At 75.7% G+C, this 11,805-nt stretch carries 8 protein-coding genes; all 8 read right to left on the reverse strand.

All coding sequences use genetic code 11. The annotated features are described in order from the left end of the window. Nucleotides 1–21: 21 nt before the first annotated feature. The gene (locus ACFVU9_RS01935) at nucleotides 22–1,425 is read right to left on the reverse strand and encodes a hypothetical protein (RefSeq protein WP_387588936.1); all 1,404 of its coding nucleotides are present in this window, start codon (nucleotides 1,423–1,425) and stop codon (nucleotides 22–24) included. 249 nt (nucleotides 1,426–1,674) lie between these two features. Continuing rightward, on the reverse strand, nucleotides 1,675–2,001 hold the full coding sequence (locus tag ACFVU9_RS01940; protein WP_380448944.1) for a DUF3040 domain-containing protein: 327 nt from the start codon (nucleotides 1,999–2,001) through the stop codon (nucleotides 1,675–1,677). Between the two features lie 146 nt (nucleotides 2,002–2,147). After that, nucleotides 2,148–3,053, reverse strand: coding sequence for a hypothetical protein (locus tag ACFVU9_RS01945; RefSeq protein ID WP_387588938.1), 906 nt, complete (start codon nucleotides 3,051–3,053; stop codon nucleotides 2,148–2,150). A gap of 416 nt (nucleotides 3,054–3,469) precedes the next feature. Beyond that, a complete protein-coding gene (locus ACFVU9_RS01950; protein WP_387588940.1) occupies nucleotides 3,470–7,669 on the reverse strand; it encodes an SAV_2336 N-terminal domain-related protein in 4,200 nt (1,399 codons plus the stop codon). 7 nt (nucleotides 7,670–7,676) lie between these two features. After that, a complete protein-coding gene (locus tag ACFVU9_RS01955) occupies nucleotides 7,677–8,735 on the reverse strand; it encodes an AAA family ATPase (RefSeq protein ID WP_380501282.1) in 1,059 nt (352 codons plus the stop codon). Then, nucleotides 8,732–10,447 carry a hypothetical protein gene (locus ACFVU9_RS01960; protein ID WP_380501468.1) on the reverse strand — a complete coding sequence of 572 codons (1,716 nt, stop codon included), beginning with the start codon at nucleotides 10,445–10,447 and terminating at the stop codon, nucleotides 8,732–8,734. The genes ACFVU9_RS01955 and ACFVU9_RS01960 overlap by 4 nt, the downstream gene beginning before the upstream one ends. A gap of 5 nt (nucleotides 10,448–10,452) precedes the next feature. Further along, a complete protein-coding gene (locus ACFVU9_RS01965) occupies nucleotides 10,453–11,337 on the reverse strand; it encodes a trypsin-like peptidase domain-containing protein (protein ID WP_380501280.1) in 885 nt (294 codons plus the stop codon). Nucleotides 11,338–11,369: 32 nt separating this feature from the next. Next, the gene (locus ACFVU9_RS01970; RefSeq protein WP_380442850.1) at nucleotides 11,370–11,804 is read right to left on the reverse strand and encodes a CU044_2847 family protein; all 435 of its coding nucleotides are present in this window, start codon (nucleotides 11,802–11,804) and stop codon (nucleotides 11,370–11,372) included. Nucleotide 11,805 lies beyond the last annotated feature (1 nt).

Genomic DNA, 11,805 nt, shown 5'->3' on the forward strand with positions numbered 1-11,805 from the left:
GCGGAGGCCCCGGCGCCCGGGTCACAGGTACACCGGGTGCGGCCGCCCGGAGCCCGCGACGTTGTGGCGCTCCCCGTGGCTGGCGCGGGCGAAGGCGGAGACCAGACGGCCGTCGACCGCGCCCAGCGCCACGTCGTGGCGGGGGGCCGGCCCGTCCACGACACCGTGGAGGTGGGGGCTGGTCACGTACTCCTGGACGAGCCACCCCTCGGCGCCCGCGAGGCCGACGGCCGCCTCCCAGGCCGACCCCTCGGCGGTCTCCCGGCCGATCACCACACCGTGGCCGCGGGTGTCCAACGGCCGCTTGAGGACGTAGCGTTCGCGGTCCCGGACGACGGCGCGGAGGGTCGCGGCGTCGCAGTGCGCGAGGTTGCGCGACCACGGGACGGCGGGGTGGACCCGCCGGTAGTCGGCGGGATCGAAGAGGTGCGCGAAGCGCGGGTCCGAGAGCACCGCGAGGCACAGCTTGTTGTCGCCGATCAGGCGTCCGCGCAGCCCGTTCTGCACGAACAGGCCGCCCTCGCGCACGGCCTCCAGGTACGGCGCCGCGCCGTCGCCCATCCGCAGCAGGTCCTGGATGCCGACCTTGGCGAACGCGTGCCGCACCGGTTCCCCGTGCAGGGTGACGCCGTGGCGCCCGTCGGCCACGAGTTCGCGCGGGTCCGCGTGGAGGACGCGGACCCCGAGGGCCCTCAGGGCGGTGTCGTAGTCGCGGGTGTCGGCCCGGTAACTGCCGTCCGGGCAGAGCAGGGCGACGGTCTCGGGGCGGGTGCCGGTGTGCTGCTCGGCGACGCGCACCAGCCAACTCCCCGGCCAGGCGGGGTCGTCGGCGGGCAGCGGGGGCGGCAGGCTGATGCCGTGCCGGTCCAGCAGCGGCCGCCAGGCCGTGCGGCCCCGGCCGGCGCCGGGCAGGCCGCCGGGGCAGTTGGCGTTGGTCTCCAACACCCTCAGCGTGCCGTCGGGTTGGGGCAGCAGGTCGATCCGCAGCAGGTGCACTCGCGTGTCGCGGGCGGCGGCCACGTGGTCGTGCAGGGCCTGAGGAACCGTCACGACCTCGCGCAGTCCGCGGTCGTGCTCCCAGGCGGCCACGACCGTCTCGATCACCCGGTGGTACGAGGCGACGAACGCGTCCAGCTCGCGGCGCAGGTGCGAACGCAGACGCAGCGGCAGCCCCTGCGCCTGCGGCTGCGCCCGCACGATCTCGAAGACCTGGGACTCGGCCAGCTCGCGCCCCTCGGACCTCCGCGCGATCGCGACGACCTCGCGGGTGAACTCCTCGTCCAGCCCGGGCCACGTGTACCCGTCGGCGCCGGCCTCCTCCGGATCGGGCACGAAGGCAGGGGGCGGCATGACGGTGGTCGCGGTGGTCGACCTGGCGGCGGCCTGCTCGACGTCGGGGCGGCCGGGGCCGGGGATCGGGTGCATGGACGGAGGTCCTTCCGGACGGGGGTGGAGGCGTGCGGCGGCCCCTCCGGCACGATGTGGTGGGCACGCACGTGATCCCGGAGTATCCAGCCCCCCGCGAACGACTCGGCGCACCGCACCGCCCGGTTCGCCGGATCGGGTGAGGCGGCCGAACACGCGCGGGATTCGCGGCGGCCGGAACGACCCGTCGTCAGCGGCCTCCGCTCCACCCGTCGTCGGCGGGTTCCCGAGCGCTGACGCGCCGGCCCATCAGCGCCCCCGCCGCCTGCGACGGCCGGCGACGACGCGTGCGGACAATAGGACGAGCACCGCCGCCCACACGAGGCCGACGGCCGTGAGGTCGACGGCCGAAGGGGCCTGCATGCTCGCGCGCAGGACGATGAACGACAGCGCCACCAGCACCATCAGCGCCGTCATGGGCACCTGCCCGGCCACCCGGGCCACCGGGAACCACGGCGACATCCGGGGCCTCATCGTGCTGAGCCGACGGTGCAGCCGCCCGTCCGTCGCCCGCAGCCCCGCCTCGATCTCCGCGAGCACCTGCCGCTCCTGCGCCGAGAGCGCACGCCCGTGCATCGCCGCCTCCTTCCCGCCCCCTGGACAACGGGTGGCAACGAGCCGTTTTCCCACTGCGGCGGTCTCCGACACGCCCGGAGGAGAAGCCGCGGCCGGCGCGCCGCCGCCGGGGCCCCGGCTCCCGGCCCCGGCGGCGCCCGCAGTGATCAGCCGCCGTAGACCTGGTCGGCGGGCGGCGCGGCGATCGGGTACGCCGAACCGATCTCGCTGACCACGGTCGTCATGGCGGGCTGGACCCCGGCGGGGGCGGTGCCGGCCGGCCCGGGCTGTCCCGGCAGCGCCGCGAGCTGCGCGGCGACGACGTACGGGTGGTCGGTGTCGGTGACCGCGAAGACGGCCCCGCTCTCCGCCTCGGCGAAGGTCAGACAGGCCTGGCCGTCGACGGTCACGGCGGGACCCGCGGTCACCGTGCCGACGTCGCTCAGGTCCGTCTTGGACCCGTCGCCGCCGGCATCGCAGACGTCGGCGTCCAGTGGGCTCGTGGGCGCGTCCGACGTCTGCTTGACCCACGTGCCGACCCGGTCCGCCGGCAGGTCCGGGGTCCAGTCCCGGGCGCCGGCGGCGTTGGACCTGACCCATTCGTCGGCCCCGATCAGGACGGCCTCCACCACCTCCGGCACGGCCGCCGCGCCGCCGTTCGGGGCGGGCGTCGCCGTCAGCGTGCCCGCGCAGCCGACGGGCGTGACGTGGACGTCCCAGACCCCCTCGGCGTACGAGACGGGGTTGCTGCCGATGGACGACAGCGCGTGTTCGACCGTCTTCTTCCGGTACGAGGTGACCTGGTCCGAGTTCGTCCCGGCCTCGGTGAGGATCTGCGCCGCGATCAACCCGCGCAGCCCGGCGGCCTTCGGGGTCGCGGCCGGGCCGCCGCGGGGCAGGACGAGGCCCTCGATGCCCGACCCGCCGGCCGGGCTCGGCGCGGCCGCGCCTCCGGCCGCCCCGGGGCCACCGGCCGGTGCCGGGAGCGGCGTGCCGGAGCACGCCGCGAGCAGGGCCAGGACTGCGGCGCCGCCCACGGCTCTGCCCAGCGCCCTGAGTGCGGTCTCCTTCATGGCGGCCATCCGTTCCCCTCAAGGTGGCGATTTTCCCGGCCGCTCCCTGCGCATCGCCCGGAATTCCGACGGCCGCGTCCAGGAAGGCGAACCCGGAAACCTCATACGTCACGGAGCTCTTGCATGCCGGGCACAGGAATCGGTTGCGGTTGCGAACCGGCGCCGTCCGTCGGCATGAACCGACCTGCCTCAGGCCTCGGCCTGGCGGATGCGCCCTGCGGGTCGCTCACTCTGCCACTCCTCGAAAGGACGCCGGAACCCTGCGCCAAGTGTCAGGGTTCCGGCGGATGTGCGCGCCCCTCTTGAGCCATCGATATCGTTCTGATACTCGGTCAGGAATTTCTCCTGACCCCTTTTCTGAAGAAACGTTTCTTCGCTAACACCGAATGACTGCTCCCGGTCAATTTCCGAATACCTCATCCGGCCCCGGTAAAGCGCGCGATCGGGCGCAGGCGGGGATGGTCGGGGCCGAGGCACTCACGGAGGTACTCGTGGGCGCTGCCGGCCAGGCGGGCGGCCTCCTCGCCCTCCCCCTTCGCCGCCAGTACCTGGGCCAGGCGCCAGCGGTTCTCTCCCAGGGCGGGGTGGGGGCGGCTCTCTCCGTGGACCCGGCGGTGCAGGACCGCCGCCTCGTCGAGTGCGGCCCCGGCCTCGTCGTGCCGCCCGAGGGCGGACAGCACCATGCCGTACATGTCGAGCGCGACGGCGAGGCGGTGGGGCTGCTTCTCCGCGCGTTCCCGGCGGTAGGCCAGGACCGCGTCGGCGACGGCCGCCATCTGCGCCAACTGCCTGACGCGTAACTGCTGGTAGGTCTCCGGACTGGCCTCCCAGCGGGACTTCAGCTGGTCGAGGTACTCGCGCATGACGTCCACCAGCGTCTCACTGGCGGCCATGATCACGTCGAGCCCCTCGACGTCCTGACCGGTCCCGGCCTTGCGGATCGCCGCGGCCAGGACCTCGCAGGCCGAGAGGCTGGGTCGGCCCTGGAGGAGGGAGAGCCGGGCGCGGTCCTGCCGGATCGCCACCTCCAGCACCTCCGCGCCGGCCGGCAGGTCCGAGCCGAAGCGGAGCAGCCCGGTCCAGGCGTGTTCGAGGTGGGTCTCGGCCACGTCCAGCTCGCCGGCCTCCAGCTCGGTGAGGCCGAGTTCGCGGTGGACCTCCGCCTCGACGAGGAGGTCGGACACGGCCGGGGTGCGGGCCGACCTGATTGTCTCGGCCGCCGCGGACAACTCGCTTCTGGACGAGTCCAGTCGGTACCGCTCCCGGTGGATGGCGGCGGCCAGTCGGCGGGCACGGACCGTCCCGCCCCCGGGCAGCGCGAGCGCCTCCTCGACGCTTTCGAGGGCCTGGTCGAACCGGCCCGCACCGTAGAGGACGCCGGCCATCAGCACCACCGCGTACACCGACGTACCCGGCGCTCCACGGACCAGCGTCCGGCGCTGACGCAGGTACGCCTCGGCGGCGTCGTAGTCGCCCTGGGCCGCACGGAACCTCGCCAGCCGGTAGAGGAGCTCGGCAGCCGGCTGCACCACGTCGCCCTCCAGTGCCGGGTGTTGGAGCACCGTGTGGGCGTGCGGGAGGAGAGCCGTGCAGGCGGCCCAGCCCTCGCGGGGCGTCGGGTCGGGCGGGAAGCCTTCGAGTACGGCGCGGAGGGCGGTGGTCGCCCACTCCTTCCGTTCGTCGGACGTCATCCGCGCCCGGACGGCGCGCTGCAGGCCGACCGCCATGTAAAAGGACAGCGAACCGCGGCCGTCCGGAACGAGCCGCAGCAACCGCGCGGCGGACACCTGCTCCAACGCGTCGGGCGAGAGCGACGCTCCCCTCCGGTGGGAGGCGCGCAGGCCGTGGTTGACCAGTTCCACGGATATCCCGGCAAGGTCCAGGAAGGCGCAGACCGCGAGGGCGTCCAGTGCCTCGCCGCCGAGTCCGGCGAGCAGCGGACCGTAGTCGACCGGTGGTTCGGGGGCCGGCCGGGCCGGTTCCCGGCCGGCCCCGGCCCTCGGCGCCACCGCGGTGTCGGTGGCCCGGGAGAGCACGTCGGGCAGGGCGGCGAGGTCGTCCTCCGCCGCCTTCGTGGAGGCCGCGGAGCGCGGCTCGGACCGCCGTTGGTAGGCGGGGAACTGGAGGACGTGTCCGTCCAGCACGGCGCGTTCGGTGGTCACCACGCGGGAGGTGATCAGGACGCTGCCGTAGCCGTCGGGCGGCCAGCAGTCACCCAGCAGCGTGCGCGGTGACGTACCGGCCATCCAGCGCTCGTGGTCGGGGAAGTCCCTGCCGAGGTCGTCGATGACGATCAGCCAGCCCGGGTGCTCGGTCAGCCACCGGTTCCGCTCGGTCGTGACGTCGCTTCCCGGCGGCGCGCCGTGCACGGCGGCCAGGCTGTCGAGGGACCGCGCGACCGTGTCGCGACTGCGGCCGTCCACCCACCACACCATCGTGTAGTCGGCGAGGTGGAGGTGCGCGTAGGCGAGCGCCACGGAGGTCTTGCCGGTGTGGTTCGGGCCTTGCAGCACGCAGAGCGAACGGCCGGCCGGCCGGACCGTACGGCGGGCTCCCGCCGCGGAGCCGTCGGGATGCAGGATGCGCTCGACCTGGACGAGCCGGCTCTCCCAGCCCGTCACGTCGGGCAGGTCGGGCGGAAGGTTGTTCCAGGCCGGCCGGGTCGCGTCGGGAGGGGGCACGGCGGTCTCCCCGCCCGCCGGCCTGCGCCGCTGCCACCAGCGCCGTTCCGGGCGGGGTTCGTCCGCACCGTTCAGGTCGGGGAACCACGCGGCGAATTCCATCGCCGCCCCGGGGATCACCATGGGCGACGCGTCCGGTTCCCGCTTCCGGGCCTGCTTCTTCGGCGTCGCTTCCGCCTGCGGCTCCACCGCCGCCCGCGCCCCCGCCGGCAGGCTCACCGCCAGCCGTTCCGCCAGTGCCCGGTCGGCGCCGCCGAGGCCGCGGAGCACCTCCACCGCCACCTCGGCGAACGGGACGCTCTCCGCCGGCAGTCCGGCTCCGGTGCCCGAGCCGGCGTCGGCGAGCGCCGCCAGGGCGCGGAAGTCGAGCGTGCCGCCGAACGCGCCCGCCACCGACTGGGACACCCCGGCCAGCACCCGCAGGACCTGGGCGGACTCGCTGCGCGTCAGCGTGCCGAGCAGCCGCTCCCGCACGCCCGGGCGGAAGTCGTACAGCACCGTCTCCGGGTCCTCGCCGGGCCGTACCGGGGAGCGCCGTTCGAGCAGGCCGGACAGGTAGATCTCGGCGAGGTGCATGGCGGAGGAGTCGCGGAGCATCGCCGCCTGCACGTGCCGCATGACCGGCAGGCTGAGGGGCGCCGCGGCCAGGAGGCCGGCGAGTTCGTACGCCGTCGGGGAGGCCTCCCGCCGGAAGCGGGCGAGCAGGTGGGCGGGCGGTTCGTCGGCGGGCGGCGACGGCTCGGGGCCGGTCACGTGCCCGTCCAGCGGCACGGCCAGGGCCGGCGTCCAGTCCGACGCCCGTCCGGACAGCATGCGCGCCCAGGGGGCGAGCCAGTCCGCCCGCAGTTCCAGGACGCCGGCCCAGGCCGTCCCGGGGGCGCCCCACCCGTCGTCCTCGGGCGCGTGGACGACCGTCGGCCGCTCACCCGGCCGGAGGCGGGCGCGGGCCGGGACGGGCCGTAGGGCCGTGCGGTGCCAGTGGCGGCGCGGCAGCACCTGGAGGACGGTGACCGGGGCGTGCCGGCTCCACCCGCGCATGGCCGCGGGCAGCGCGCCGCTGTGCCAGAGCGGGCCGACGCCGTCCGTGAGTAGCAGGATCACGCGGCGTCCGCGCGGGTCGGCGGTCAGGCCGAACTCCCGTCCCTGCGCGGTCGCGCCGCGCGGTGTCAGGGCGGGCGCCCCGTCGCGGTCGTGGACGGACCACACGCGTACGCGGTGGAACGCGCCGTGGCGGCGCAGCAGTGCGCCGAGGTCGTCGCCGAGGGCGGACCAGACGGCCATGGTCGGGCCGCCGTCGATGACGAGGTCGACGTCGAGCCAGCGTTCGGGGGCGCCGCGCCAGACCGGGAGGAGCAGCCCGGCCTGGCCGGAGGCGGAGACGGTGGCTTCCTCGTCGAGGACGAGTTCGCGGGTGGAGCGGACGGTGCGGCGCAGCGGGCGCAGGGCGCGGGAGAGGGCGAGGGTGCCGGTGAGTGCGGGCCGGGCGGGGCTGCGGACGGTCGCGGCGGGTGCGGCGCTCGCGGCGGGCGGGCCGGGTGCGGGCGGCAGGTGGAGGGGGATCACCGGCTCGGGCTCGGCGGGTCGGGGAGTGGGCGGACCCTGCGGAACGGGTTGCGGCGTCGTACCGCTCTCGGCCGCCGCCCGGTCCACCGCGGCCCGCAGCGCCGCGCTCCACGCCGCGGTGGCCTGCTCGTCCGCGGCCGGGTCGACGGCGGGCAGCGGCGGGAGCGCCAGCCCCGCGACCGGGCGGTCCTGCGGCGCGTCCGGCGGGGCGTCCGGGCGCAGCCCGCAGGCCCGCGCGAGCCAGAGCACGTCGGCCAGGTCGCGCGGGTCGGTGCTGCCCGCAGGCTCGGCGCCGTCGGCGGTCAGGAGGCGGCCGAGCTGGCGCAGGAGCTCCGGGGGGACGCGGGTGGCGGGCACCGGGGTGGCGGGCACGGTGGGGTCAGCGCTCCTCTAGCGAGCGCAGGAGGTCGCGGTCGAGCAGGCGCCGTCCGGCTTCGTCGTCCCACAGGCCGCGGGAGGCCATCAGGAGGGCGTTGAGCAGCTGGTCGTTGGCGAGGTCGGCGCCCTCCTCGTGCTGCTTGGCGAGGAAGCGGGCGATCAGTTGCTCGCGCACCGCGGCGGGGACGGCGGTCGGGCCGGCGAGGTGGGCGGCGACCATGCGGGCCAGCTTGTCGGGGCCCGGGCGGGGGATCTCCAGGCGCAGGCAGCGGCGGAGGAAGGCGGGCGGGAACTCGCGTTCCTCGTTGCTGGTGAGGACGACCAGCGGGAACTCCGTGCAGCGGACCCGGCCGCGGTGCAGCGGGGCCCAGCCCTCGTCGTCGGCGGTCATGACGCGGGCCTCCTCGTCGTCGAGGCGGCTGAGTTCGGGGATGACGAACTCGCCCTCCTCGAAGACGGTGAGCAGGTCGTTCGGCAGGTCGAGGTCGGCCTTGTCGATCTCGTCGACGAGCAGGACGCGCGGCCGGTCCCAGGGCAGCAGCGCGGTGCCGAGCGGGCCGAGCCGCAGGTAGGGGCCGATGCCGGGGGCGGGCCGGGAGCGGCCGTCGGCGTCGGCGGGGCGCAGTCCGGTGTCCTGGAGGCGGCCGATCGCGTCGTAGTGGTACTGGCCCTCCTGGAGGGTGGAGCGGCTGGTGATGGGCCAGTGCAGCACGGGGCCGAGGCGCAGCTCGTGCGCGACGCTGTGGGCGAGCGTGGACTTGCCGACTCCGGGCGGGCCGGTGACGAGCAGCGGGCGGCGCAGGTGCAGGGCCATGTTGACGAGGTGGATCTCCTTCTCGTCGGCCTGGTAGGCGGCGGCCTGGTGGGCGCGGCCGAGTTTGCGGGCGGCCAAGGCCTCGGCCATCTCGGGCGGCGCGGGCAGGTCGGCGACGTCGTCCTCGCGGCGGAAGGAGCGCCAGGGCGGGGCGTCGGGGAGGTCGCGGATGCCGTCGTGCGGGGAGCCGGTGGACCGGTAGATCCACCAGTCCGGGCCGCCGGTGTCGTCCGGGGCGGTGGTCATGCGTGTGGTCCTTCCGGCGACGGGGCGGTCGAGGAGACGGGGGCGGAGACCGAGGCGGGGACGGGAACGGGGGCGCGGAACGGGGCCGGGGCGAGCCAGGCGGCGTGCCCGGGCTCGTCCCAGAGCAGGGTGAGGTGGTGGCCGAGGTCGCTCCCGTCGTCCTCCCTGGCCGCGCGGCGGCGGCGCTGGACGTGGGTGGCCAGGGCGGGCAGCTGGGTGGCGGACAGCTCGGCCAGCAGCACGTTGATCTCGGCCGGGCTGCCGGTGTCGTCGCGCCGCCAGATCATGACCGGGATGCCCTCACGCACGGCGTCCTTGACGGCCTGGTGCCCGATCCCGCGCCGCTTCGGGTGGTAGGCGTACGGGAAGGACAGCGCGAGGATCGCGGTCTGCGGCCGGCTGTCCAGCCAGCGCCGGACGTCGCCCTTGGTACCGCCGAGGTGCAGGGCGCGCCCGGTGAGCTCGGCGTCGATCGGGGCGGTGCCGTCCGGGTGGACGATCCAGCCGGGCAGGTCGGCGACGGTGCCGGGGCCGCTGCTCTCCACCGTGGCCTCCAGGGCCCGCCACTTGTTCTTCCACGCGGTGTGCCAGAACGCGGACCTGATCCGGTCCAGCGAGCGCACCACGACCGGGAAATGCATGCCGACGCGGTAGCCGTCCTCGTCCATCGGCCAGAGTTCGGCGGGGTGGCCGAGCAGGGACCAGGGCAGCAGGAACTCCACCCGCAGGCCGTCGGCGTTCGCCGCCGCGGCGGCCAGGTCGCCCCAGGTGGTCAGGTGCCGGCTGCCGTGCTGCTCCAGCGCGGAGCGGGGCAGGGGTTCGTCGCCCGCCCGTTTGGAGATCAGGCGCCAGGGCTGCTCGTCGGTGCTGTAGAGGGCGGCCTCGAACTCGTAGACGGGCTCGGCGTCGGAGCCGACCGGCGAGACGTCGTCCAAGGTGATCTGCAGGACCAGCGGATGGTGCTGGGCGGGGCCCGCCGCCTCCCGGGTCTGCCGCGCCGGGGCGGCCAAGTCGCGTTCGGTCAGGCCGAGTTCATGGGCGTGGCGCTTGACGAGGTCGGTCAGCAGGACGGCCTCCGGCCCGGGGCACGCCGCGGCGAGGCGGACGAGGAAGCGCAGCAGCAACGGGGGGCGGTCGTCCAGCCGGGCCTGGTTGAGGCGGCTCACCGCCTCCGGCAGGCCGTCCTGCGGCCGGACCGGGTGGGTCTCGCCGGGCTCGCACGCCGACTCCACGAGGTGCAGGACCCGGGCCGGCCTCGGCTGGGGGTTCAGCGAGCGCAGCGTCCACAGGAGGACGAGCTGCGCCTGCGGGTCCAGCAGTCCGGGCTTGACGACGGCGTCGACCGCGGCGTCCAGCCATCCGACGGCGGCGGTGCCGGGGCGCAAGGTCCGCAGGGACTCGCCGAGTTCGCTGAGCGCGTGGAACGGTTCGTGCCACTGGCGGCAGGCGCGGACCAGTTGCAGGAGGTGGTCCCGCGCCTGCGGGCCGTCCGGTACGACGAACGGCGCGGACGGCCCGAGCCGGTCCCGCAGGTCGGCTAGGAGCAGGTGGCGGCTCTCCGGCTGGTCGAGGTCGGGCACCTCGCACAGGAACGCGTGGAGCACGGCGTCCGTCTTGGCCGACCACGGCGTCCGGCCGCCCGGCCCGCCCGGCGCCGGAGGGGCTCCCAGCGGGCTGTGGTGGCCGCCCAGCTTGGCGAGCCGGTGGAGCATTTCCCTCACGGACCGCCCTCCGGGTCGCTCGTCAGGGTGCGCAGCTCGTCGACGGCGGCGTCGCCGAGGCGCAGGAGCTCCAGCGCGTCCGTCACGGCGGCCAGCGCCGCGGCCGGGTCGCGGTGCCGCAGGCAGGCCTGCACCAGCTCCAGCAGGTGGTCGGTGGTGTGCGGGCGGTGGGCGACGTGCAGCGGGCCGGCGGCGAGGCTCTCCTCCGCCGTCCGCACGACGAGGAGGCGGAAGTCCGGGTCGTCCATGCCCGGAACGCGGAGCAGGACCGGCAGCAGGGCGCGCGCAGTGGGCAGCGGACGTTCCGCCACCCGTCCCGCGAGCCGCGCGTGCAGCGGATCGTCCGCGGGCAGCACGTCGGCCAGCGCCGACAGCGGCGTGAACCAGCCGCCGCGCACGCCGTCGAAGTCCCGGCTGCCCTTGAGCACGCCGCAGACGGCGCCGGAGTCGAGCCGGATCACCATGCCCCCGCTGAACCCGTCCCGGACCTCGTCCCCCGTCAGCCGCACGTATCCGGCCGCCGGTCCGGCGACGGTGAGCAGCAGCGAGTCCCCGTGGACACCGGGCGTCGGGGTGTACGGGGTGAAGCCCGCCACGAGGACGGCCGTGCCCGGGGGCGGGACGTCGGTGTCGAGGACGAGCGGTGACGGCGACTCGAAGGGCGCGGCGAGCGTGAGCAGGGCGAGGTCCGGAAAGGCGTGGAAGCGCCCCTCCCCCGGATCGGCCGGGAACCGCCGCGCCGGGCGGACCACCGGCGCCCGCCCGAACCACCCGTCCGCGGCCGGCTCGTCCACGGCCCGGCGCGCCACATGCGCGGCCGTCAGCACCAGCCCGGGCGCCACCAGGAACCCGCTGCCAAGGAACGCCGTCCCGTCCCTCACCCCGACCGCGGCACCGCGCGCGGCCGGCCCGGTCACCGCTCGTCGCCGCCCTGCGGCACGAACCCGGCCCCGCGGCCGGCCCGCGCCGCCGCGACCCGGGCGGTGTCCCAGCTCATCCGGACGGTGAACGACGCCTCGCCGCCGGCCTCGGCCAGCACCCCGATCACGGCGCCGGACTTGACCGCGAGTTTGAGCCCGAACTCGACCTCCAGCGTGTCCGGAACGGCCGCCCCGGTCCCGCCGATGCTGTCCGCGGCCCACCGCCCGACGCTCTTCACCACCTCGCGCACCGCGTCCAGCCGCTGCGGCAACTCGGCGAGCGCCTTGGCGGCGGTGTCCCGCACCCCGGCGTCCCCGCCGGCCTCGGCCCGGTCCAGCACCGTCACCTCGGCGTGGACGTACGCGCCCTCGCCGAGATCCACCGTGATGACGTCCCCCATCGACAGACTCCCCTCCGTCCGGTTCAAC

It is taken from the genome of Kitasatospora sp. NPDC057936, assembly GCF_042887525.1.
Classification (GTDB): Bacteria; Actinomycetota; Actinomycetes; order Streptomycetales; family Streptomycetaceae; genus Kitasatospora.